The organism is Occultella kanbiaonis, assembly GCF_009708215.1.
Classification (GTDB): domain Bacteria; phylum Actinomycetota; class Actinomycetes; order Actinomycetales; family Beutenbergiaceae; genus Occultella; species Occultella kanbiaonis.
In genome coordinates, this window is record NZ_CP046175.1 from 3,372,619 (window position 1) to 3,396,705 (window position 24,087).

13 protein-coding genes and 3 pseudogenes are annotated in these 24,087 nt (G+C 69.6%); 5 read left to right on the plus strand and 11 right to left on the minus strand.

What is annotated here, in order from left to right:
- Positions 1 to 99: 99 nt before the first annotated feature.
- A complete protein-coding gene (locus tag GKS42_RS26030) occupies positions 100 to 429 on the plus strand; it encodes a hypothetical protein (RefSeq protein WP_168217677.1) in 330 nt (109 codons plus the stop codon).
- 96 nt (positions 430 to 525) lie between these two features.
- On the opposite strand, the gene GKS42_RS15595 is transcribed toward GKS42_RS26030, so the two are convergent.
- Positions 526 to 1,365, minus strand: coding sequence for an NAD-dependent epimerase/dehydratase family protein (locus GKS42_RS15595; RefSeq protein ID WP_154794661.1), 840 nt, complete (start codon positions 1,363 to 1,365; stop codon positions 526 to 528).
- 151 nt (positions 1,366 to 1,516) lie between these two features.
- On the opposite strand from GKS42_RS15595, the gene sigJ reads away from it, so the two are divergent.
- The gene (gene sigJ / locus GKS42_RS15600; protein ID WP_223402957.1) at positions 1,517 to 2,452 is read left to right on the plus strand and encodes an RNA polymerase sigma factor SigJ; all 936 of its coding nucleotides are present in this window, start codon (positions 1,517 to 1,519) and stop codon (positions 2,450 to 2,452) included.
- A 311-nt stretch (positions 2,453 to 2,763) separates the two neighbouring features.
- Here the strand turns inward: sigJ and GKS42_RS15605 are convergent, their stop codons facing one another.
- A complete protein-coding gene (locus tag GKS42_RS15605) occupies positions 2,764 to 4,170 on the minus strand; it encodes an NAD(P)/FAD-dependent oxidoreductase (RefSeq protein ID WP_154794662.1) in 1,407 nt (468 codons plus the stop codon).
- 971 nt (positions 4,171 to 5,141) lie between these two features.
- On the opposite strand from GKS42_RS15605, the gene GKS42_RS15610 reads away from it, so the two are divergent.
- The 3 genes and pseudogenes from GKS42_RS15610 to GKS42_RS26565 form a co-directional block, all read left to right on the plus strand.
- A complete protein-coding gene (locus GKS42_RS15610) occupies positions 5,142 to 5,360 on the plus strand; it encodes a hypothetical protein (protein WP_154794663.1) in 219 nt (72 codons plus the stop codon).
- 220 nt (positions 5,361 to 5,580) lie between these two features.
- Positions 5,581 to 6,474 (plus strand): annotated as a pseudogene (locus GKS42_RS27020) (DUF2515 family protein); the annotation flags it as partial.
- A 200-nt stretch (positions 6,475 to 6,674) separates the two neighbouring features.
- Positions 6,675 to 6,877 (plus strand): annotated as a pseudogene (locus GKS42_RS26565) (transposase); the annotation flags it as partial.
- Between the two features lie 89 nt (positions 6,878 to 6,966).
- On the opposite strand, the pseudogene GKS42_RS26940 reads toward GKS42_RS26565, so the two are convergent.
- From GKS42_RS26940 to GKS42_RS15660, 9 genes and pseudogenes are all read right to left on the minus strand, one after another.
- Positions 6,967 to 7,017, minus strand: a pseudogene (locus tag GKS42_RS26940) (hypothetical protein); the annotation flags it as partial.
- A gap of 537 nt (positions 7,018 to 7,554) precedes the next feature.
- Positions 7,555 to 9,294, minus strand: coding sequence for a 2-isopropylmalate synthase (leuA, locus tag GKS42_RS15625; protein WP_232847688.1), 1,740 nt, complete (start codon positions 9,292 to 9,294; stop codon positions 7,555 to 7,557).
- Between the two features lie 159 nt (positions 9,295 to 9,453).
- Positions 9,454 to 11,175 carry an FHA domain-containing protein gene (locus tag GKS42_RS15630; protein ID WP_154794665.1) on the minus strand — a complete coding sequence of 574 codons (1,722 nt, stop codon included), beginning with the start codon at positions 11,173 to 11,175 and terminating at the stop codon, positions 9,454 to 9,456.
- Positions 11,121 to 12,437: a nickel-dependent putative hexonate epimerase gene (locus tag GKS42_RS15635; protein WP_154794666.1), complete on the minus strand. Its 1,317-nt coding sequence runs from the start codon at positions 12,435 to 12,437 to the stop codon at positions 11,121 to 11,123. Before GKS42_RS15635 ends, GKS42_RS15630 begins: the two co-directional genes overlap by 55 nt.
- 47 nt (positions 12,438 to 12,484) lie before the next feature.
- Positions 12,485 to 14,752 (minus strand): transglutaminase TgpA family protein, encoded by a 2,268-nt coding sequence (locus GKS42_RS15640; RefSeq protein WP_154794667.1) that lies wholly within the window; start codon positions 14,750 to 14,752, stop codon positions 12,485 to 12,487.
- Entirely contained in the window at positions 14,749 to 16,005 is a 1,257-nt protein-coding gene (locus tag GKS42_RS15645; RefSeq protein WP_154794668.1) for a DUF58 domain-containing protein, read from the minus strand. The genes GKS42_RS15640 and GKS42_RS15645 overlap by 4 nt, the downstream gene beginning before the upstream one ends.
- Before the next feature lies 1 nt (position 16,006).
- Positions 16,007 to 17,005 (minus strand): AAA family ATPase, encoded by a 999-nt coding sequence (locus tag GKS42_RS15650; RefSeq protein WP_154794669.1) that lies wholly within the window; start codon positions 17,003 to 17,005, stop codon positions 16,007 to 16,009.
- Positions 17,006 to 17,055: 50 nt separating this feature from the next.
- Complete coding sequence (locus GKS42_RS15655) at positions 17,056 to 23,148, minus strand: Ig-like domain-containing protein (protein ID WP_154794670.1); 6,093 nt, start codon at positions 23,146 to 23,148, stop codon at positions 17,056 to 17,058.
- Positions 23,149 to 23,318: 170 nt separating this feature from the next.
- A complete protein-coding gene (locus GKS42_RS15660; RefSeq protein ID WP_231955696.1) occupies positions 23,319 to 24,083 on the minus strand; it encodes an FHA domain-containing protein in 765 nt (254 codons plus the stop codon).
- Positions 24,084 to 24,087 lie beyond the last annotated feature (4 nt).

Genomic DNA, 24,087 nt, shown 5'->3' on the forward strand with positions numbered 1-24,087 from the left:
GTACGCCAGAACGCATCGTGGGGCGCAGCACCGGTCGCCTCACAAGTCTGGGTACTGCTCGGTCGGAGAGGTACATCCGGACCAGTGGAGGAGGTAGTCGTGATCGAGTTACCGATGACTTGCCCACGGTGCGATGCCGAGATCAGCGTGGACATGGCGTCGGCCGTCGTGCGGATGGATGTCAGACCGCGTGCCGAGGCTGAGTTGCTGTGCTCGTGCCCGTCGTGCGAGCTGCCCATTTCGTGGCGGATCGTCGGAGACATCGTCGTCATGCTGCTGTTCGCCGGGATCGAGCCGCTGTTTCTCAGCGAGCCGTCTTTGCCTGCCGCCGACGTTGCCCCGGCTTTGCCGCCTCTCACCAGCGACGACCTGCTCGACTGGCACCTGGACCTGGCGCCGATCTGGACTGTCATCCCCTGGGAGCGCTGATCTGGCCGTCTGCCGGGCCTTCGCGAACGGCTCAGGGAGACGTCGCGGCGGACCGGGCATCTGTCGCATTCCCATAGGGCGCGGCAGCAGGACGTTTCACTCGTCTCCCAGCGCTGCCGCAGCGAACCCCGACCGCCACGTGGGGTGGCTGGGCTTCCAGCCTGCAGCTCTTGCCTTGGCGTTCGACGCGCCCCGGCCACCCGGGGACCGGTTGGTCCAAATCGGTGACGTCGGTGCGGGCGCACCGATTGCATTCGCGTACACGGGCAACCACTGCGTGCCCGGCGCGGGCTCGTCGTCGGCGATGTTGTAGACGCCCGCGGGCCAGTCGATCGCCTGGACGGTCGCCGAGACGGCGTCATCGACGTGCACGAGGGAGTTGACGGTGCGAGTCGCGGGAAGGAGGCCTTCTGCCACCGCGTCGGCAACCCGACCGCCCTCGGCGTACCAGGTGCCTGGGCCGTACCACCAGCCGTAGCGGAGGATGGTCGCAGTGGCCAGGCGTCCCACGAGCTCCTCCATCGCTGCCACGGCGGACCCCTCCTCGATCGGTTCGTCCTCGCTGGCCAGCCCGTAGCCGTCTTCGTAGGCCCAAGCGATGCTCTGCACCACGATTCGCCCGACGCCGGCTTGCTGGGCGGCCGCCACGAGATTCCTCGTACCCACTCTCCTGATCCGCGCGGTGGCCTCGGTGTCGAAATGGCGGAGGTCGGACAACTGGTGCATGACCAGGTCCGGTGCCGCAGTCCAGATCAGCTCGGTGAGGCGCGCGGCGTCGTAGACGTCGACGACGACGCCCTTCCCACCCGAACGGTTGATCTGATCGACGTTCTCGAGCCGGCGAGTCGTGGCAACGACCTCGTGCCCCGCGGCGATCAGTGCGGGAACAAGTCTCCTGCCGATGACCCCAGTGCCGCCAGCGAGGAAGATGCGCATGGGTCTCCGTTCTCGGCGCCGTCGATGACGACGGCGACCGCAGCGTGTTTCGGTGGGTCACAGGTATGACCTGCCAAGATCTGAGAATGTGAGGGGGCCGCCTCACATATCAGTCCCTCACCCGGTCGAGAAGGTCAGAGGAGGTACACAGGTGGACGACACAGCAGGCGGAGTGGGCCCTGAGGCGCAGACAGCGGACAAGGCGGAGCCGGGGGCCGAGGTCCTCGCCGAGCGACGGCACCTCATCTCGTTGGCGTTCAGGATGCTCGGGACCATGGCCGAAGCAGAGGACGCGGTCCAGGAGACCTACGTCCGCTGGTACCGGTTGAGCCAGGAGGAGCGGGACGTGATCGAGGTCCCTGCGGCATGGCTGACGCGCGTGGCCAGCCGTGTCTGCCTCAACGTCCTCAAGTCTGCGCGGTGGAGGCGAGAGACCTACGTCGGACCGTGGCTGCCGGAGCCCATACCGGCTCACGCAGCCAACGGCTTGCCGGTAGCGGCCACCAACCCGCTCGAGCAGGTCACGCTGGACGACACAGTGAGCACGGCCCTGCTCCTCGTCCTCGAATCCATGACCCCCGCAGAACGAGTCTCGTTCGTGCTGCACGACATCTTCGCGATGCCCTTCAACGAGATCGCAGATATCGTCGGACGGACGCCAGCGGCCTGCCGACAGCTCGCCACCTCCGCCCGACGGCGGGTGCAGAACGGGCGCGGACGTCAGGTGACTCGTGCAGAGCACGACGAGGTCGTGACCGCCTTCGCGGCGGCCGTCCGAAGCGGGGACATCGCCGGCCTGGTCGCCGTGCTGGATCCGGAGGTCACCTGGAGGTCCGACGGAGGCGGTGTCGTCACGGCCGCACGCAAGCCCGTGATCGGAGCACGTCAGGTGGCAACCTTCATCATGAACGTGCTGGCGACCAACCGGTACGGGACGGTTCAGCCGCAGGAGACACCGGACGGACTCGGCTTCGTGATGTGGGACGAAGGACGTGTCATCGGTGTGGTCACCCTCGAAGTCGTGGACGGCCTCATCTCCGAGATCCGCACGGTCATGAACCCGCACAAGCTCACGCTGTGGAACTGAGCCCCCTGCGCTGCGCTGCCCCATCAACCAGCCTCACAGCCCGCGCTCTCGCGCGGCCGTAGGTGATGAGGGATCCGCCCCCACTTCACCGGAGGAGGCACGCGTGACGCGTACACGCGCAGCGAGGGTCCGGGTAGTTCGGGAAAGCCTGCAATGACGGGCATCAGCTCGCCGGAGCAACGAGTGTCGGGTGGCAAGGACACAGGCGCCCCCCTCACCAGGAGGACCACCATCGCCGCATGGAGATGACGCCGAACGTGTGCGACCAGCGGTGGGGAACGACTCGTCGGCGTCACTGCGTTGCCCACCGCTCAAGCAGCATCCGCTAGACCCTCCTCCGACGTGGTGCGAAGCTCGAGACGGCCGCCGCTGACAAACTCATGTCGGGGTCGTTGGACCGAGGCCAGCGACACGACGTCGCGTCCCAGGAAGAGTGCGGTGACCCAGACGGAGGCGACTCGAATCTTGCGTTCCCAGGTAGGGATGGCCAGGACTTGGTAACCGCGATGGATCAGCCACCCGAGAAATCCCTTGATGACCACGGGCCCGGCCTCGAACACTCCGGTCCCAAGTCCCAGCGTCGCGACGGTTCCGAGGCTGCGGTGTCGGTACGGCCGGGTCACCCCGCCGCGCAGCGTCTTCGTGATGTTGCGGGCAAGTCGTTTGCCCTGACGAACAGCGTGCTGTGCGTTGGGCACGGTGTAGGCGTATGGCGGGGACGCGGTGCGTGTCAGGTCCGGCACTGCGGCGTTGTCGCCCGCCGCCCACGCGTCGCCCGTCGTGCACGCGGGGCCCGTCGCCCACGCGTCGACCACCGGGTGGTCGTCCGTGCCGATGCGGAGGTCGGGGCGCACGATGAGCAGGCCGCGCTGATTGATGGGCAGGTCGGTGTGCTTGGAGATTGTCGGGTTGGCGGCAATCCCGGCTGTCCACACGATCAGATCGGACTCGAAGCGCTCGCCCGAGGACAGGATGACCTCGCCTCCTAAAGCCGAGGTGACGGTTGTCCTCAGGTGCACACGGGCACCTCTATGCTCAAATGACCGCACCACCCACGCGCCGGTCTTGGCGGAAACCTCGGGCAGGATGCGCTCGCTCGCCTCCACCAGGTGGAAGTTGAGCTCGTCCGGGGAGATTTCCGGATACCTTTTCAGGGCGGCGCGCGACAGGCTCAACAGTTCCCCGAACCCTTCGACACCGGCGAAGCCACCCCCGATGAACGTGACGGTCAGTGCTCTGGTGCGCGCCGGTCCCTTCGGCATGTCCGCGGCTCGGTCGAGCGCTGTGAGGAACGCATCACGGATCGCGACGGCTTCCTCGACGTGCTTGAGGCCGAAGGCTGACTCCGCGATGCCCGGCACGGGCAGCGTCCGAGTGACGGCCCCAGCCGTGACCACGATGGTGTCGTACGCGAGCTCTACCTCCCGCCCGTCGTTCATCCGCGCGTGCACGGACTTGCTCACATGGTCGATAGACGTGGCGCGTCCGCTCAGCACGGTGGTTCGCCGCAGGTGCCTGCGCAGCGACACGGCCACATGCCGTGCCTCGATCGAACCCGCAACTACCTCCGGCAAGAACGGCTGGTAGGTCATGTACGGACGGGGATCGAGGATGGCCACGGATGCCTCGGACTGCTTGAGGCGCCTCTCGAGGTGCCACGCGGCGTAGAAGCCGGCATAGCCGCCACCGACGATGAGGATGTGTGGAGTACGGAACATGAATGCTTCTCCTGACTGATTTCGATCCCGAACGGGGTCTCACTGCCTAGACACCTCTGCGCGGCCGGATGTGATGTGTGGGCGGGGAGATGTCCACCCCGTCCGCGCGCCTCGGTGCCCGAGAGGCAGTGAGATCAGCCGCATCACGCCGCGTGACCGGTACTGGTCGAAGGAGGGAAGCGCGACCGTCGAGAAAAGGAATCGCATCATGAAGACAGCTAAGCTCCACGGCAGAGAAGACCTCCGAACCGAGGACGTCCCTCGAGCCAAAGCCGGGTCGCGGAGAAGTCAAGTTCCGGAACGCATACGCAGGAGTCTGCGATGCACGGGTGGGGGCTCGGGGTCGGGGTCGCGTTCCCCAGGTGCGACCCGAGAGTGCCTGCGCGACCGGCCAAGGCGGTCGAGGTGCTGCACGACCCCGATCTCGACATCTCGCGAGCAAGCCCAAGGTGTGCGGCGTCGAGCCATCGTGATGTCGAGCCGTTCGCGCCACTCGAACCGGCGTGCCGGCACGGGTCACGGCCTCTCGTCACTTCAGAGCCAGTACGGGCAGCGGCTGTCGCTTTGTTGCTCATGATCGTCCTGACCTTTGCTGCGGTGGTCTACTGGCCCATAGCCGACCACCGGTTCGACCCGCTCCGGCTCGTCCCTTGGATCGTCTCGGTAGCCATCGGGGCCGCCCATCTCCCGAAGCGCGAGGCACCCCGGCGCTAGAGCGCCTTGCTCCGCCGTGCTCGGTCGGCCCGCTTCACGCGTCGAGACACTCACGCGACCACCGCTGCACCTCTGATCACCGTTCGGGCACGTCCGCCAGAGCGACGCGGTCGCCTCACGGTGCTGGTGCGTGGCGACTAGGCGTTCTACTCCCCCACCCTCGTCTCGGCGGTCCTGGGCGCCGGCGCGAACGTCTCGATCACCGCCCGGATGGGCCCAGCCGTCAAGCTGGCCATCACGAGCATCGGCGCCGATGCGTGGACCACGATCAGGAAACGTCGGATGGCCTCGGATTCGTGATGTGGGACGAAGGACGTGTCATCGGTGTGGTCACCCTCGAAGTGGCGGACGGCCTCATCTCGGAGATCCGCACGGTCATGAATCCGCACAAGCTCACGCTGTGGAAACACTCTCACCACGGCCGCGATGCGGCTGACAGCCTCACGATCCATGTCCGACAACGGTCATATGCATGAGGGGGTTCACCCTCACATCATCCAGGAGGCACACATGACGAGTTTGGGTAGAGCGCGGTTCGACGCCGTGCGACCGCCGCAGCATGGTCCGAGGAACCCGGCAATGACCGGGACCAACGCCGCTCAATCGGTGGGGGTACGCCCCTCGTCCCGCCTGCCCCGGCGCGAGCACCGCCAAGGGTCGCTGAGCAGGGCGCGCAGCCTCAACCCGGCGCGGGCCATGCCTGTGCGGGCTCCTAGAGTGTTGGCCGAGGGAGACTTCGGCGGCGAACGGCTTCTTCTTGCACTTGATCAAATCCAGCAGCAGGGCCCTCCTCGCACGATCGCCGGCTGGAAAGCCCTGGCCGAAGAGATCTTGGTGGACGAACGCTGCGCCGTCCACCGCAACCGGGAGATCTCGTCGTCCTATGCCTGGGCCTACATGGCTCTGCCCACGTACTTCAAGTGGGCCGGGATGGCGGCGATCGCGTCGCACCACGTCCGCGTTGCCCTCCTTCCACTCCACATCGAGACCGCTTTCAGGGGTTCCTCTGGTCAAATTCACAGACCGAGGAGGTGGCGGGTGCTCACGGAGGACGCGAACACGATCCGGGCGACGAACAACGACATCTTCGACGATCTGTTCTGGGTCCACCTCGCTTACGTCACCTCAGAAGACGGGATCAAACTGCTCCGCGCCCTCCTGCGAAACGAGCGTCGCTATGCACCCGTGCTGGCCGGATTCGAAGCACTCGACCAGGGCCGCCGGGTACTGGAGGACGCGAACACGTCGCCAGCGGCCCGAGAAAGAGCACGGGATCTTGTCTGGAAAGGCAATCTCCTCCTTCTCGAGCACGAGCAGCGCGTCGTAGTGCAACCCAACTTCGATCGCCTCTCCGACGGGTACGCCCGGGTCGTCTCGATCGGGTCGGCAACGACGTTCGAGACACGTGGACCGTGCCAGGCGATCGAGTCCTTCACATCGTTCTACTTCCACACCCTCGGCCGTACGAACCCGCGTGGCCTCGGCGGACGGGTGTGGCCGCGCATTACCAACTACGACGACCGGTGGCGTTGGCTGGTGTCGAGCGTCGTGCCCCGGTTCCAACGCCTCGATGCAGATCCGCACGTGGTCCGAGCCATCCTGCGACGCATCCTCGACCAGGATCGCAACCACGCTTCTTCCCCGTGTGGCACCCCGATCAGGAGAGACCGAGCGTCCTGGGGGCGCGTGGCGCCGTTGTGCCCCGGAGCGCGGGGACTGACCCCGGTTCATGGACACGCCGAATCCCGCACCCGTAATGGGCAGGGAGTGAGGGAGATGATCCAAGGATCATGGCCAGGAAGAACTACTCCGAGGAGTTCCGGCGTCAGGCCGTCGACTCGTATGAGTCCACGCCGGGACCACGGTCTGCGGCATCGCTGAGGACCTGGGCATCGTGCGAGGCACGCTGCGCCATTGGCTCGAGGCGTACGGGACGGGCAAGAAGACCGCGGCCGACGGGACACTGACCTCCAGCCCACTGCAGGCGCCGCCGCGCTCTGTGCAGCCGGACCTTGAAGGTGCCGGTCGAGCATCCAGCGACCTGGCAGCGTCGGTGACCGACAGCCCATCCCAGCTCACCAGCAGCAGAGCCTCACGCTGCTGACGCGGCAGTGCAGCTAACTCACGCAGCAAGAGATCCCGCTCACCGACGACTGCCCCGGCATTTGCCCGCTCGTCGGTCAGCTCTATGAGTCGGCCGAGCTCTGCCGTGAGAAGGTGATCCCGGTACCGAGACCGATCGCTGTGTCGGATGGTGTTTCGAGCAACGACGAGCAGCCCCGGCAGGCCGTGACCGGGAGCATGTGCGAGCCGCTGCCACGCAACGAGAAACGTCTCAGCAACGATCTCCTGTGCTCGATCTGGTCCGGGTTGGCGCAGCGCGTACGCGTGAACTCGTGCTGCGTGCCGCTCCCACAGCGCCCACCCCGAGCCATGGCGAGAGCGCCGCCCCGTGGCCGGATGGGCCGGGACGGCGCTCTCACGCGGGTTGATCGCGCGCGGTCCTGGGGTCGTGGACCGCCGCGCGCCGAACCCGCACCGGTCACCCGCCTCGGTGCGGCGGGTGCCGGTGGTTGGTGACGCCGGCCTGAAGGTGGAGGTCGGCGCGTGGTCACGATGACCGACGTGAGCCGGTCACCACGCGTGCCCCGCGTGCGCGCTCAGGCGCGCTCAGCGCACGGCGCGGTTGACCGCCGAGATGATCGCCTTGAAAGACGCCGTCGTGATCGAGGGGTCGATGCCGACGCCCCAGATCACCTGTCCGTCGACCTCGCACTCGACGTACGCGGCTGCGGCGGCGTCACCGCCCTCGGAGAGCGCGTGCTCGGCGTAGTCCAGCACGGAGAGCTCCACGGAGCGCTGCGCGAGGGCCGCGACGAACGCGGCGACCGGACCGTTGCCGCGGGCCTGGACGGTGACCTCGTCCTCGCCGTCGCGCAGGGTGGCGGTGAGCACGTCGTCGCTGCCGTCGCCGGCGGAGGAGACCTGAGTCGCGTGCAGCGCGAACCGGCCCCACGCCGTCAGGCCGTTCTCCTCGGTGGCCGGCAGGTACTCGTCGGAGAAGATCTCCCAGAGCCGCTCGGCGCTCATCTCGCCGCCGTAGGCGTCGGTGTGCCGCTGCACGGTCCGGGAGAACTCGATCTGGAGCCGGCGCGGCAGGTCGAGGTTCCGCGAGCTCTGCAGCAGGTACGCGACGCCACCCTTGCCGGACTGGGAGTTCACCCGGATCACGGCCTCGTAGCTGCGGCCGACGTCCTGGGGGTCCACGGGCAGGTACGGCACGGTCCAGACGACGTCCGCGTCGTCCCCGCCGGCCTTCTCGATCACCTGCTCCCGGACCGCGAAGCCCTTCTTGATCGCGTCCTGGTGGGAGCCGGAGAACGCCGTGTAGACGAGGTCGCCGCCGTAGGGGTGGCGCGGGTGGACGTCCATCCGGGTGCAGTACTCGACGGTGCGGCGGATCTCGTCGATGTCGGAGAAGTCGATGAGCGGGTCCACGCCCTGGGAGTACAGGTTCAGGCCGAGGGTGACCAGGTCCACGTTCCCGGTGCGCTCGCCCTGGCCGAACAGGCAGCCCTCGATCCGGTCCGCGCCCGCCATGACGGCCAGTTCGGCGGCGGCCACAGCGGTGCCCCGGTCGTTGTGCGGGTGCACGGACAGGGACACGTTCTCGCGGCGGCTCAGCTGCCGGCTCATCCACTCGATCTGGTCGGCGTACACGTTCGGCGTGGCGCGCTCCACCGTGGCCGGCAGGTTCAGGATGATCTCCCGCCCGTCCTCCGGTCCCCACACGTCCATGACGGCCTCGCACACCTCGAGCGCGTACTCGATCTCGGTGTCGATGAAGATCTCCGGGGAGTACTCGTACCCGAACTCGGTGCCCGGGTCGAGCAGCTTCTCCGCGTAGTCCATGACGTGCTGGGTACCCGCCGTGGCGAGCTCCTTCGTGGCGTCCTTGTCGTTGCGGAACACGATCTCCCGGAACACCGGCGCGGTGGCGTTGTACAGGTGCACGGTGGCATGGTGGGCGCCGATCACGGACTGCACGGTCCGCTCGATCAGCTCCTGCCGGGCCTGGGTCAGGACGGAGATCGTCACGTCCTCGGGGATCGCGTCGTCGTCGATGATCGACCGGACGAAGTCGAAGTCCGTCTGTGAGGCCGACGGGAACCCGACCTCGATCTCCTTGTAGCCCATCCGGACCAGGAGGTCGAACATCTTCCGCTTGCGCTCGGGGTCCATCGGCTCGATGAGTGCCTGGTTGCCGTCCCGCAGGTCGGTGGACAGCCACCGCGGGGCCACCTGGATCCGCTTGCCGGGCCAGGTGCGGTCCGGCAGGTCCACAGCGTTCGTGTCGTGGAACGGGATGTACTTCGCTACGGGCATTCCGTAGGTGGTGCGCTTGCTCATGATGGTCCTTGTCGCTCGTTCGGCTGTGGGGGCCGGGCACCACAACTCCGCGACGAGGATCGGCCTAGAGGGCCTCGCCGCGGCAGGGAAGGAGCAAGCGGACAACTGCGCGCATGTTCGGCAGTGTAACCCACCCGGTGCGCGGGCCGTCCGGACGTCTCAACCCGCCGTCTCATCCAGCAGCACCGAGAGCACCACGTGGCCGAACTGCACCTCGCCGCCGACGGGCACGAGCGTCTCCTCCCACGGCTCCAGATCGGACTCCTCGCCCCCCGGCCCCTTGACGGAGGTCCCGTTCGTGGATGCCCGGTCGGTGACCCAGACCTTGTTGCCCTCGACCCGCACAGCCAGGTGGGTCTTGGAGACGGCGGGATCGTCGACCTCGAGGAGCCCTTCCACCTCCTCGCTCGAGCGTGCCTGCGGTGCGCGGCCGAGCAGCGTGGTCGCGTTCAGCGGCAGGTGCCGCCCGTCGGACAGGAGCACCTGGATCTGCGCGGCGCGCACGGCCCGGGTCGCGTCCTCCCGGACCGGGGCGGGCACGTTGCGGTGCACCAGGCGGGTGTGCTCGACGTCGTCGAAGTCGTCCTCCGTGGTCGGTCCGGCGGGCGGAACGGCCGCTGACGGCGGGGGCACCGGTGCGCCCGGACCGTCGCCGTCCGCAGCGGGTTGCGCGGGCGCCGCCGCGGGCGGGGCCGCGGCCCCGGCGGGCGGCTGCGCCCAGGCTGCGACGCCTGGTTGCTCGGGATGGGTAGCGGGCTGGGCCCACGGCTGCGGGTCGGTCTGACCCGGCTGGGGCACCTGCCCTGGTTGCGGCTGCTGCGCCCACTGCTGATCGGCCGTCCCCTGCTGTGCCGGTGGTGCTGCCCACACGCCCGGCTCAGGTGGTCCGGGCTGCGGCTGCTGCGCCCACGGCTGCGCGTCCGGCTGCCCCGCGTGCGGCTGCTGCGCCCACGGCTGCGCGTCCGGCTGCCCCGCGTGCGGCTGCTGCGCCCACGGCTGCGGATCCGAAGGGCCCTGCTGCGGCGACTGACCCGGCTGCTGCGGCCAGGCGCCGGCCCCGGGCGCGTCTGCCGTGCCCGGCTGACCTGCGGGCTGCCCCGGCTCGGGTTGCCACTGCTGTGGGTCGGCCACGGCAGGCGGGCCCGCCGGGGCGTACCCACCCGGCGCGAACTGGCCGGGCCCGGGCGCGGCCGCAACCGGAGCCGCCGGGGCGCGCTGGCCGAGCACGACCGCGAGCAGGGAGCCGAGCACACCGAGCCCGGCGATCAGCCCGGTCACGATCACGGCGACGGCGCCGACGGTCGGCAGGCTCGTGTCGGGATTGGTCTGCCGCACGATCAGGACGACCGCACCGGCGAGGGCGAGCACGGCACCGACCACCCGCACGGCGAACGCCGGAGTGAACAGGGTGCCGGGCGTGAGGACCCGGTCCTGGGGCCGGATCCTGCCCCACGCGGACATGGCCGCGACCAGCCGCAAGCCGGTGAACAGCACGTACCCGCCGGCGGCCATCGCCGCGACGACGAGCACGAACCCGATGATCCGTTCGGCCAACCCGCCCATGGTGATGGCGTCGTGTCCACGGATCAGGAAGAACCCGCCACCGGCCCCGAGCAGGACGGCCACCGCCGCGGCCACGGTGCGGGGCCAACCGCAGTACACACGCGCGAGCGCACCGAGCGCGTCCCGGCGGATCCGCTGCAGGGTCCAGGTGTCCGGCCAGAGGCTGCGGTCCGCGGGCGCGGCGAGGTACTCGGCCGCCCCAGCGGTCAGGCTGAGGCGAGCGCGCGGGGTTCCGGGTGCGGGTTGCAGGGTCGGCCCGCCGTTCAGGAGTGCTGCTCGTGTTCGGCGCGCTGGGACAGCTTCTCCCGCGTGGCCCACAGGCCCGCCGACGGCGTCGAGATGTAGAAGACCCGCTCGCCGTCCGGCATCGTGTTCCAGCCGTCCTGCATCACCGCCGGGTCGTAGCGGGCCAGCGCCTCGGACAGGTCGAGGTAGCCGTAGCCGACCGACTCGATGTCCTCCCGGGTCAGGTGCCCGGGTGCGTAGGTGATCGTGAACCGGCCCTCGGAGGAGCCGTGCACGAGGTGCGCGGTGCCGTGCGGGATGTCCTGCATGTCCGCCTCGGTCTTGTACAGCTCGAGCACCTCGCTCTTGCTGAGGTAGCCGTACTTGCGGATCAGCGCATCGACCTCGGGCTGTTCCCCGAACCGCTCGACACCGGGCGCGATCACCAGCAGCTCACCGCCGTCGGCCATCGCCATCCGGGTGCGGTACACGGCCTTGTTCGCGACCCAGGTGGCCCGGAACTCGTCCTCCTGCATGACGGCCACGATCTTGTCCACGGGCTCGTCGAACTGAGTGATGTTCTGGCCAAGGCTGGAGCGCGCGGCCGCGTAATAGGTCTCGACGTCGTCGCCGACGAACACGCCTGAGTGTGCGAGCGTGCCGTCCTCGGCGTAGTCCATGACGACCTGCAGGTACACGTCCGGCAGGTCCTGGAGGAAGTTCTCCTCCGCGTAGTTGAAGCACGCCCGCACCGGGGTGAGCAGGTTGCCGAGGTTGTTCTCGATCCCGTACACGGCCGAGGCCATGTGCGAGGCGCCAAGGGTGCGTTTGCCGCCGAGCCCGATGAAGTAGTTCTTGTTGTGGTTCGCGAAGCCGAGCACCTCGTGCGGCACCACGTGCCCGATGTTGATGATCAGGTCCCACTTCTCGGTGACCGTCATCGTGTTCAGGTCGACCGGGATCTCCCAGTCCACGGCACCGCCGGTGCGCTCGGCGACGAACTCCGCGGGTACGGTGCCGACGTTGGTGACGCCGTTCTTCCAGTCGTGGGCGTGGATGCGCTCCTCGGGGATCGACCCGAACATCCAGGTGTTGTCCTGTGGCGTGTGCGGCACGTGCTGGCCGAGCGTGGGGATCACATGGACCTCGGCACCGGCCTCGTCGAGGCGGTGATAGAGGTACTCGGTCATCCAGCCGACGCCCGCGTGCGCGCGGGTGATGTCCGGCGGCAGCAGCAGGACCCGCTGGTAGGAATCGATGCCGAGCCGCGGCTTCGCCTCCGCCAGGAGCTTGTCGCAGAGGGACTCGATCTCGGGACGGGAGATCCACCGCTTCTGAAGTTCGAACCACACCATGGCAGCACCTTAGTCGGACGGGCGGGGCCAGTCCCGACGGAGACCTTTCAGGTTCGACGGCGCAGCGAACGTACCGAGAAACGTGCCCGCAGGCGCTGGCGGCGGTTCACTCCGTGCCGGAGCCGGTCGGTGGCCGTGCCGACGTCCTGCCAGTACGCCACGGCGTCGGAGTCCTCGGCGGTTTCCGGCGCGAACACGCTCGCGTCCGCGCGCCGCGCGAGCGCCACCGTCGCCGCGGCCGGGAAGGCCTCGTCGAAGCTCGCCGCGGCCTCGCGCCGGGTCGACCCGGGCCCGTGCGTGACGCCGAGGTCGACCGCCTGGTCCTCGACCTCGGACCAGCCTCCGGCGATGCGCTGCACGGGTGCGCCGCGCACCCGACGGCGCTTACGCCGTCGGGCCTTGAGAGCGGCGATCACGATGAACGGGCTGAGCAGCACCAGGATCGGAACGCCCACGGCGGCGCCGATGAGCAGCCAGCGCACGAAGGACTGCTCATCCTTCATCTGCTGGTCCTCGACGTCGGCGTCGTCCCGGTCCTGCGGGGGCACGTCCGGCGGCTCCTGCGGGGGCGGCGGCGGCTGGAGCACCTGCGGCTGCGGCCGGTCCACCGGATCCGGGTCCTCGCTCTGCGGGATCTGGTCCTCGTCCGGTGTCGGGAAGAACGGCAGCCAGCCGGCGCCGTCGAACGGCACCTCAACCCAGGCCGCCACGTCGTCACCGGTGATCGCCACGGAACCCGAGTCGGACCCGGTGGGGACCTCGAAGCCCATGACCACCCGAGCCGGGTAGCCGAGCTCGCGGATCATCAGGGCCATCACGGCGGCGTACTGCTCGTCGTCGCCGACCATCTGCTCACCCTCGAACATGCTGAGCAGCCGGGCGGCACCGTGCCCGGGACGGGACGGCACCTCCCCGACGAGCCCGTGCGAGAAGAAGCCCTGCGTGCTCAGCGCACTGGCGATCGCCTCGACCTTGGCGTAGTCGGAGTTCGCGTCCGCGGCCCACTGACCGGCGAGGGACCCGATGATGTCCGGCACGTTGCGCGGCGCGGGCTGGGCGATCCGGGACGCCACGAGCTGGGTGACGTCCTCGGGCTCGGCGCCCGCGGGGGTGGAGAGCAGGTCGTAGGCGTCGCCCTCGGTCAGCCCGGCGGTGACCAGGCCGGTGTCCGTGGCGGAGTTGTAGTAGAAGGAGTCGGTGAGCGCGTCGGTGTCGCCGGCGGTGAAGTCGACGTCCAGGGTGTTGCCCACGTTCGGCAGCCACACGCCCCGGTAGTCGCCGACGGCCACCGAGGTGCTCGCCGCGTTCTCCGGCACGTCGACGGCGATCCGCTCGCCGGTGCGCATGAACGCGCCGGTGCCCGCGCTGTCCCCGCCTGCGACGTTCCAGACGGTGCCGTTGTAGGCGTCCAGGGTGGCCAGCCGGATCCGCTCGGTGCCGCCGGGCAGGCCGTCCACCGTGAACACGGTGTCCTCGGCCTGGTCGTCGACGAAGTTGCGGAACCCGGCCAACGGGCTGGAGTAGTCCTGCGGGTCCGGCGGCGGGTCCACGAAGTCACGCAGCACCACGCGGGGGGTGCTCGGGGCCGCGAACACCGACGCGCTGGTGCCACCGAGGGCAGCCAGGCCGAGCACGATGGAGGCCGCGAGGACCCGGTTCGGCTCGAGGCGGTCCGCCCGCCAGGCGACCCAGGTCAACGAGATCAGCACCCCGGCCACGCCGAGCACCCCGGCCAGCACGGAGAGGCGGGTGCCGAACAGGATCGAGGCGATCAGCACCAGGGCCGGCGGGATCAGCGAGAGGCTGTAGTGCTTGGCGCGCAGCGAGATGGTGACCGAGATCAGGGCCCCGAAGAAGGCGAGCACGTAGGGCAGCAGGAGCAGCCCTCCCCCGGTACCCAGCGGCGGGTCCAGCGTGAGCACGGACTTCCAGACGGTGACCATGCCCAGGCCCATCACCCGCCAGGTGGTGGGCGTCGGCAGGATTCCGGCGATCGCCGTGGTCGGGGCGGCGAGCGCGCCGCACAGGAAGAACACGACCAGGGCCACGGCCAGCACGGTCAGCGTGCTGAGCCGGCGCATCGCACCGAGGACCGCGATGCCACCACCGAGCACCAGTGCGCCGATGACGGTGATGAAGAGGTGGCCGGTCAGGTAGACCTGCTGCAGCGGCGCCAGCGCCATCGCGAGCAGCACCACCGGGACGACGGCGTTGATCACCCGGGCTCGGGTGAACCAGGAAAATGGTCCGGGTGCGCTGCTCGGCTCGGGCTCGGCCACCTGGACCGGGTCCATGTCCATCACGGGGGCGCTCATCGTTCGAGCTTCCGGAAGCCGCGGGGCAGGTCCTCCAGGGCGCCCAGCTCGAGCACGGTGACCGAGCCGAGCCGGTGCACGGACGGCTCGGCGCCGAGGCGGGCCTGGATCGCCAGCGCGCGCACCCCGACGGGCAGCACGGCGCCGGCGGCGCGGATGTCCCGGGCGGACACGCTGGAGCCGCAGATCAGCACGGCGACCGTGGCGCGGAGCACGTCGCGGGTGATGGTCCGGGCCATCTCCACGACGGTTGTCGGCGACTTCACGGTCTCGAGCCGGGTCAGCTCGTCGAGGAACAGCCGCGGCGCGGACGTGCGGAGCACCTCGTGGGAGGTCATCGCGGTGAGCTGCTTCTCGCTGTTGAGGGCCTGCAGGCCGAGGGACCCGACGGCGGAGATCGCCAGCTCGAACTCGTCCGGGTCCGCGTAGTCACGCTCCTGGGCCGAGATCGCGAGGACCAGATGGGAGCGGCGGGTCTCCTCGAACTGGCGCACCATGAGCGTCCCGGTACGGGCCGAGGACCGCCAGTGCACGTAGCGGCGGTCGTCGCCGGGGACGTACTCGCGCAGCGCGTGGAAGGACAGGTCCGCGTTCGTGATCTCCCGGGTCTCACGGCCCTCGAGGTCGTGCAGGAACCCGGCCGCGGAGCCACCCATCCGGATCGTGCGCGGGTGGACGTAGAGCTCCTCCGGCTCGGTCCACAGCACCGAGCGGCGGATCAGCCCGAGCGGGTCGCCGCGTACCGAGGAGACCGGTCCCACGACGATGACGCCACGGCGGGTGGTCGGGATCGCGAACAGCTCGTCGTGCTCACCCCCTGGCGGCAGTCCGGGCAGGGCGAAGCTCGCGCGGGTGGTCCCGACCGGCAGCTCGATGCGCGCCGGCAGCACCGCCGAGGTGGACGTGTTGCGGATGTCGATGCCGCCCATGGCCCGTTCGCCGACCACCACGCGCCCCTCGCGCAGGCGCAGGCTGATCGCGTACGGGTGCCGACCGATCGCGAAGATCGCGGCTCCCACCAGTGCGAAGACGAACCCGGCGCCGAGGACGATCAGCTCGATCCAGTTCAGCGAGAACCCCGCCACCAATGCGACGACGCCGGCGCCGAGCACCACCCATGCGGCCCGGGTGATCCAGGTGAGGACACTCGAGGTCCGCCGGACCTGGGTCACCAGACCGGCCACCACGCGGGTGACTGAGCTGGTGGTGGAGTTGATCGAGCGCGGGGCGCCCTCGGTACCGAATCCGCTCACGTCAGGAGGTCACCGATGCCCGCTGCGCCGGCGGTGCCACCTCGGCGAGGATGCGGGTCAGCGAGGTCCCGGCCTGGGCACCCTCGAACTCGGCCTCGGCGTCCAGAACGAGCCGGTGCGCGAGCACGGGCTCCGCGAGGGTCTTGACGTCGTCCGGGATCACGTAGTGCCGGCCCTGCGAGGCGGCCCAGGTCTTGGCGGCGCGGACCAGGGAGAGCGCCCCACGAACGGACACCCCGAGCGCGATCTCCGGGGCGCGGCGGGTGGCCTCGGCGATCTGCGTGACGTAGGAGAGCACGGCCGGGTCGACGTACACGGACGCGGCGAGGTCGGACATGTCCACCACGGCCGAACCGGTGATCACCGGGCTCAGGGTGGCCGAACGGTCCCGGATCGCGCTCCCGGCCAGGATCGCGATCGTGGCGTCGGAGTCCGGGTAGCCGATCGAGGAGCGCATCAGGAAGCGGTCCAGCTGGGCCTCGGGCAGCCGGTAGGTACCGGCCTGCTCGATCGGGTTCTGGGTGGCCAGGACAATGAACGGGCGGCCCACCTCGTGCGGGATGCCGTCGACCGTGACCCGGCCCTCCTCCATGACCTCCAGGAGCGCGGACTGCGTCTTCGGGGAGGCCCGGTTGATCTCGTCCGCGAGGACCACGGAGGCGAAGATCGGCCCCTTGTGGAACTGGAACTGGTGGGACTCCTGGTCGAAGATCGTCACGCCGGTGACGTCGGAGGGCAGCAGGTCCGGGGTGAACTGGATCCGGCTGTGCGAGGCCTGCACGGTCGCCGCGAGGGCGCGGGCCAGGGACGTCTTGCCGGTGCCCGGGTAGTCCTCCAGCAGCAGGTGCCCACCGCTGAGCAGGCACGTGAACGCCAGGCGCACCACGTGCGGCTTGCCGAGCACCGCCTGGGAGACGTTGCCGACCAGCCGTTCGAAGGTCTCCGCGAACCACCCCGCCTGTTCGGCGGTCAGGGCGGCGCGGGTATCAGTTGCGGTCATGGGTCCTTCTGAGTGATCGGTTGGTCGGAGCGGGGTCGGGCCTGACCCAGCTACCAGTTGCTCGTGCCGTTGTAGTCGTGGCTGTTCCCGTTCAGGGTCCAGTGGATCTGCCCACCACAACCCTGCCCGTAATGCGCACCCGGCACCACGTTGCCGGTGCCGCTCAGTGACCGCCCCGCGTAGTTGCGATCGATGGAGCACCCGGAAGCACCGCTGGAGTAGAACGAGATCGCATAGTTGTCGGAGGGCAGGTTCTGGTAATTGATGCGGATCTCGTAGCAGCTGCCGCCACCTTGTTCACAGGTGATCGGATTGCCATGCACGACGTTGATCGACACCGGCGGCGTCGGGTCCGCACCGGCCCGTTGGGTCTTCTGGGCCGTGTTCGTGCTCCACTGCTGGTGTTCGTTCTGGACCTCAACCTGCAGGATGTGTTCCTGCTCCCAGTTGCCCGTCCTGGTGGCGGAACCGGTGCGGCCGCTCACGGTGGTCCAGGCACCCGACGTTCCCCACCGCCACCGAGTCGCGGTGATCTGTGCGCCGTTATCGGAGGCGGGTGCCGTCCAGGAGAAGTTGACCCGTTGCCCGTTCGCGGACGAGGTGATGTCCACGCCGCTGGCACTCGGCGGCCCGTACGTCGAGAACGATCCCGACGCCGCGCTCCACGGACCGCAGTAGGCGTTGCAGGCGCGCACCCGCACCGTGTACGACGTGCCGTCGGCCGGCACGGTGATGACGCCGCCGCCCGGCAGTGATTGAGCACCGCCACCCGAGAGGCTGTACTCGTACCGGCCGATCGCCTGCCCGTTGTCCGCCGGCACCCCATGGCTCACGGTGGCCCGCTGATCCTGACCCGTGGGCGCCGCGCTGACGCCGGTGACCTGACCGGGCTGCCCGAAGGAGGTCACCCGGTTCGACGGCGCGGACGCGGGTGACTGGCCGGACCGGTTCTCCGCGACCACGGTGAACGTGTAGTCATGGCCGTTGTCCACCTGCACCTCGCGGGAGGTGACGGAACCGGACAGGCTGATCGGGGCGCCGGGGTTCCCGTCCTGGATCACGGTCAGGTAGTACGCGCTGATCGCGTCACCGTTGTTGTTCGGCGGCGTCCAGCTCACGGTCAGTCGGCGCCCGTCGGGGTCGTCGACCCGGTTCGCCTGAGGCGCTGCCGCCTGCAGCGGCGGGCCGGAGGGGTACTCGCCCTGGGACCAGCCGGAGTAGTCGCCGGGATCGGGTGCGTCGTTGATGGCACGCACCCGGAACGTGTAGGTCTGGCCGTTCGTCAGCCCGGTCCAGGTCATCGAGGTGCCGGTCACGGACTGCTGGCTGGTGCCACCCGTGGCCGGGGAGATCTGCACGTCGTAGCTGGTGATCGGGGTGCCCTCGTTGACCGGCGGGGTCCAGTTCACGACGAGCTCGCCGTCGCCGTACACAAGGGCCGGCGGTGCCGGCTGCTCCGGCTTCACGTCGGGGATGGCCTCCCGCGAGGCGGCGCTCTCGTCGGAGTCCCCCACCTCGTTCGTCGCCACCACGGTGAACGAGTACACGTTGCCGTTCGTCAGGCCACCGATGGTGCAGGTGGTGGTCGCGCAGGTCTGGCTCACCCCGCCACCGGAGACGGTGTAGCCGGTGATCGGCGCACCGTTGTCGTTCGGTGCGGTCCAGGACAGCACCACCTCACGGTTGCCCTCGGACTCCACCAGGGGGACGTACGGCGGGTCCGGCCGGCCGAGCACCGCGGCGCTGATCTGAGCCTCGACGACCCGGTCGGGGTCGCCCGTCACGTCCACCACGGTGTAGCTGGCGAGCAGCCGCCCGTTGTACTCGGGGGCCGGCGTGATGATCACCTGGTTGCCCGAGACCGTAGCCGTCCCGTTGCCCTGGATGACCTGCGCGCTCTGGATGGTGCGCTCCTGATCCGGGAACGGGTTGGAGTCGTTCGCCAGGACGTCCACGCCGGTGGCTTCGCCCTGGTGGATCTGCCCGGCGTCGTCGTCGTTGGCGACGATCAGCTCGCGGGTGCTCCCGGTCGCCGTCAGGGTGACGGTGCCGGTCACCGGCTCACTCTCGCCGTCGGTGACGCTGATGATCAGGTCGACGACCGCGCCCTTGGCGGTGTCGTCGTGGGCGCTCACGGTGAGGATCACGTCGTCGGTGATCTCGGCGTCGAACCCGTCGACCTGATCGACGATCGTGTACTCGAGGAGCCCGGAGTCGCCGTCGGGGTCCTCCGCCAGCCGGGACAGGTCCAGCGAGACCTCCTCGCCGCCGACCTCGGCGGACAGGGAGCCGGCCCGCATCCGCGGCGGCTTGTTCTCGTCGGAGGTGACGGTGATGTCCAGGGTGAGCACCGAGGTCAGGATGCCGTCGGCGTTGATGTCCGCGGCGTCGGTGACCTCGAAGGTCAGGGACGCGGCGCCCACGTAGTTCGGGTCCGACGTGTACTGCAGGGTGGTCGCGTCCACGACCGGGTTGGACCCGTCGGAGTTCGTGGCCCGCGCGTTGGTGGTGTCCGCGAGCTGCACCGGGTCACCACTGAGCGCGACCACGTAGTCCTCGAGCGGCAGGTCGATGCGCTCGCCGGCCAGCACCTCGATCGGCGGCGCGTCCGGCCGCAGCACCGGGCCGGTGTCGAGCAGCCCGGGTACGTCGATGAACGCGTAGGAGCTCAGTCCGTCCTCGTCGGTCACCTGGTAGGTGACCACCTGACGGTTGTCCGCGAGCTGGATCCGGACGTTGTTCCCGACGGCCTGGGCGGAGTCGTTGCCGGCCGGGACCGAGACGTCCAGGCCCTCGACGGACCCGTCCGGGTCGGTGTCGTTCTCCAGCACGATCACGTCCACGACGGTCTCGCCGAGGATCGCGCTGGGCGGGACCACGTCGTCGACCGCCACCGGGGGCTGCGGGGCGTGGTCGGGGTCGACGATCACGGTGAGCGCGCCGGTGTCGGCACCGCCGTGCCGGTCGGTCACGTTGTAGGTGACGATGTAGGTTCCGGGCTCCGTGGGTGAGTCGAACGCGACACGGCCGTCCACGAGGGACAGTTCGAGCCCGCCCATGTCGGCGAACGCGGGGTCGTCGAAGTACAGCTGGTCGCCGTCGGGGTCGGTGTCGTTGGCGAGCGGGTCGGCCTGGATCGCACGCCCGGGTCGCACCGTGATCTCGTCCGGCACGGCCACCGGGTCCCGGTTGGAGTCCGGCGGCGGGATCACCCCGACCGTGATCGGCGCGGTCGCGACGAGGCCGAGCCGGTCCCGGACCGTGTAGCTGAAGGTGTCCGTGCCGGCGGAGTCCGTGTACGGCTGATAGTCGAGGTAGGTCGGTCCGGTCGCCACGATCCGGCCCAGCTGGGGTCCCTCGTTGACGCCGAGCAGCTGCACGGAGTCGCCGTCCGGGTCGATCCCGTAGGTGTTGATCGGGATCCGGATCCGCTCCCCGGAGAACGCCCGGGTCTCCACCGGCTCGGGCACCGGCGGGCCGTTCGCGTCGTCGGAACGTGCCTGCACGTAGATGGTGATCCGGGCCGAGCCGACCCGGCCGGCCTCGTCCACGATCGTGTAGACGGCGGTCACGGTGCCGGCCTCGGCGGGGGCCTGGAACCGGACCACGTCACCGGCCACGAACATCAGGCCCTGGCCCTCGGCCGGGGCCTCCTCGAGCTCGGGGACGAGTTCGAAGGTGAGTCCGTTCGGGTGGGTGTCGTTGGCCAGCACCGGGATGGTCACGTGGTCCCCGGCGCGGACCCGGGCGACGTCCTCCTCGGCCACCGGCGGCTGGGAGACGTCGGTACCCGTCATCGGGAGCACCTGCACCTGGCCGGGCGAGCTCGCGAGACCGTTCGAGACCGTGTAGCCGATGGTGAACGGCGCGCTCACGGTCCGGGTCGCGGTGACCCGCAGGATCCGGTGCTCGAGCACGGCGACCTGCAGGCCCGGGATGTTCGGGACGTCGATCTGCTGGACGGCGAGCACCCCGCCGTTGGGGTCGGAGTCGTTCTGCAGGACGTCCACGAGCACGGAACCCAGTGGCGGCAGCAGGGCGGTGTCCGCCACCGCGATCGGCGGTGTCTCCTCCGGTGCCCGCACCTTCACACGGATCAGGCCGGTGGACTGTTGGCCGTCGTCGTCGGCGAGGATGTAGGTCAGGTAGTAGTCCCCCGCTGCCTCCGCGGTGAACGTGAACGTCCCGCCGTCCATGTCCGGGACGATGACGGGGCCGCCGTTGTCCGCGGTCACGTTCGACATCCGCAGCGGCCGGTTGTTCGGGTCGAGGTCGTTCACCAGCGGCTTGACCGTGATGGTCTCGCCGACGAACGCCGTGGCGAAGTCGAAGACCGCCTGCGGTGGCGCCGGCGCGTCCGGAAGCACCTCGACGTCGATGGTCACCTCGGCGGTGTCCCGGCCATCGCTGACCAGCACGACGACCTGCTTGATCCCGGTGGCCAGACCCGGATCGGTGATCGTGACCGAACCGTTCGGGTTGGCCAGCACCACGAGTCCGGCGGCCTCCCGCGTGCCCTCGACGAACATCGAGTCGCCCTCGGGATCGCGCACGTCGTTCATGACGTTCACGGTGACGCTCTGACCGGCGGCCACCCTGGCCGTGATCTCCTTCTGCTGCTCGGGCGCGCTGTTCACCGAGTTCGGCTGCACGGTCAGCTCGACCGTGGCGGTGTCGGTCCCTCCGGTGCGGCCGTCGTCGGCCGTGTACTGGAAGCTCGCGGAGCCGCTGGCATCGTCGGCCACCCGGATCTGCAGGGCCCGCCCACCGAGGATCGCCTCGACGGTGCCGAACGTCTCCGGGACGGCGTCGAACGCCGCCGCGATCAGCAGGTCACCGTCGGGGTCGGAGTCGTTCTCCAGGACCGGCAGCACGACCGTCGCGCCGGCGCGCACCCCGAACGAGTCCGGCTCGGCCGACGGCGGCCGGTTCTCGGCCTCCCGGTCCAGTGGCACCTCCTGCTGCTCGAGGTCCTGGGACTCCTCCTCTTCCTCCTCCTGGTCCTGCGGAGGGGTGACGTCCTCCCAGTTGTCCACGAGGATGAGGGCGTCCTCGATCATCCAGGAGTTGCCGGTGCTGAGCTCGTTGAGGACCACGTGGCCGCGGTTGGTGCGGAACTTCAGCTCGCCGCCCGTCGCACCCTCGATGGGGAGTTCGACGGGTGCCGCGTCGCCACAGGTGCGCAGGTAGGTGCCCGCGCCTCCGGCCCAGGCGCCGTGCGTGCAGCCGGCGATCTGCATCGGCGCGGCGGGCTCTCCCGGGGTCTCGACCGGCAGCACCACGGGGTCGCCGCCGCGCAACGGAACCCGCACGAGTGCGTTCGAGGTGGCCAGGGCCACCGAGTCCCCGCTCGGGCTGACGCTCTGCAGCGTCGCGGAGGCCGCGTCGATGTCCAGGCCGGACAGGTCGACGGCGTCCCGTCCGGGCTGCAGGAGGGTCAGGCTGTCGTCGTCCTCGGCGTAGGCGAGGATCACCGGGTCGGTGCCGACCGCGGTCATCTGCACGTCCGCGCCGCTGAGGAGTTCGGGGTCGATCTCGGCGACCTCGGGTTCGTCACCGGCGGCCCGGCCCTGCGGCGTGAACGTGTGCAGGGTGCCGTCGAGGACGTCCAGGCCGAACGCGGTGCCGTCGTCGGCCACGGCCTGCACGGCGCCCTCACCGAGCACGGCGGTCGGATCCTCGGTCGACTCCTCGAGCACCCCGAGCTGGTCCAGGCCGAGGACCCGGTACTCCCCGGTCTCCTCGATGAGCACGCCGAGCGTGTCGTCACCAAGGCCGATGGTCGAGCCGGACGGCAGCTGGACCACGCCACCGCCGACCGCCACGTTCGCGGTCGACACCCGCTGCAGGGTGTTCGAGTTCAGGTCGCGCAGGAACACGACGTCCTCGCGCTGCAGCACGTCGATGTTGGAACCCGGTGCCGCGAGGCTCGCGTCGATCGCCTCGATCGGGTAGTTCAGCCGGCCGACGAGGATGCTGTTGTTGTTCGAGACCCAGACCCCGCCGTCGTTGAGCTCGACGTCGGCCGTGGCGACACCCTCGTAGTTGAGGCTGAGTGCGACGACGGTGCCCACCACGAGGGAGATCACGGTGGCGCTCGCGATCTGGCGCTTGTTGCGCGCCAGACGTGACGTCAGTCTCAAGGTTGTCCCCCCACAGGTACCGGATTCGTCGGAGACTGGCCGAGTCTCCGGGGCATAGGGTACCTGCCGCTGCTGAGTGCGCCCAGGGGTGGGACTCCCCATCGGACGCGATCTCGGTCACACCGGGTCGAACCGGTCCCGCATCGACCCGTCCCGGCGGTCGCGAAGGCTCAGGTGGCGCTCGTGGCGCTGGCCGCGCTCGCGGCCTTCTCCTTCTCGGCCTGTTCCGCCTTCTCGGCCTGCTCGGCGGCGTGCGCCTCGGCGTTCGCCTCGAGGAGGTCCAGGTCCGCGGCCACCACGATCCGGGACGCGACGGCGTGCTCGACGAGCCGGGCCCGGCGGTTCACGGCCAGCTGCTGCTGCCCGCCGCGCAGCCCGCGCACGCCGTGCCTGGACAGTTTCTCGCAGACGTTGTCGAGCTTGCGGTTGAACCGGGTGATGACCCAGCCGAGCCGGGCTGCCGCCTGCGCGGAGGTGGGGATGGACGCCGTCGAGCCGCGTCCGCGCAGCACCGGTTCGGCGAGCGCGATGATGAGGAGCTTCTGCGACTCGGTGAGCGTGACCGGCCCGATCGTGGTCTCGCCGACCTGCGTCCGCTCGGGCGTGGAGGACTCGAACGTGGGCGAGTCGCCGACGATGCCGAGCTCGTAGGTGGTCGGTCCGGCCGTGAACAGCACCGTCGTGTGCGCGAACACCAGCGGCAGGCGCGCACCTGGCGCGAGCCAGGCCTGCATGTTGCCGTCGGAGTCGGACACGGTCGCCGAGAGCCGGCTGCCGACGTTCTCCAGCCACCACAGGTCGTCGTGGTGGGAGATCGTCAGGAACCGGCGGTGCAGGTACGGGTTGTCGTCGATCTCGAGGTTGCCCTCGCGGCCGATCTGGAAGGTGTCATCCTCCTCGACGCCGAACCATTCGCCGCAGAATTCGACCTGCATGCTC

What these genes read in the sequence shown, in the direction of transcription:
- GKS42_RS15595 (WP_154794661.1), bottom strand. Translation starts at nt 1,365, where the DNA reads ATGCGCATCTTCCTCGCTGGCGGCACTGGGGTCATCGGCAGGAGACTT.
- GKS42_RS15605 (WP_154794662.1), bottom strand. Translation starts at nt 4,170, where the DNA reads ATGTTCCGTACTCCACACATCCTCATCGTCGGTGGCGGCTATGCCGGC.
- leuA (WP_232847688.1), bottom strand. Translation starts at nt 9,294, where the DNA reads ATGAGCAAGCGCACCACCTACGGAATGCCCGTAGCGAAGTACATCCCG.
- GKS42_RS15635 (WP_154794666.1), bottom strand. Translation starts at nt 12,437, where the DNA reads ATGGTGTGGTTCGAACTTCAGAAGCGGTGGATCTCCCGTCCCGAGATC.
- GKS42_RS15640 (WP_154794667.1), bottom strand. Translation starts at nt 14,752, where the DNA reads ATGAGCGCCCCCGTGATGGACATGGACCCGGTCCAGGTGGCCGAGCCC.
- GKS42_RS15650 (WP_154794669.1), bottom strand. Translation starts at nt 17,005, where the DNA reads ATGACCGCAACTGATACCCGCGCCGCCCTGACCGCCGAACAGGCGGGG.
- GKS42_RS15660 (WP_231955696.1), bottom strand. Translation starts at nt 24,083, where the DNA reads ATGCAGGTCGAATTCTGCGGCGAATGGTTCGGCGTCGAGGAGGATGAC.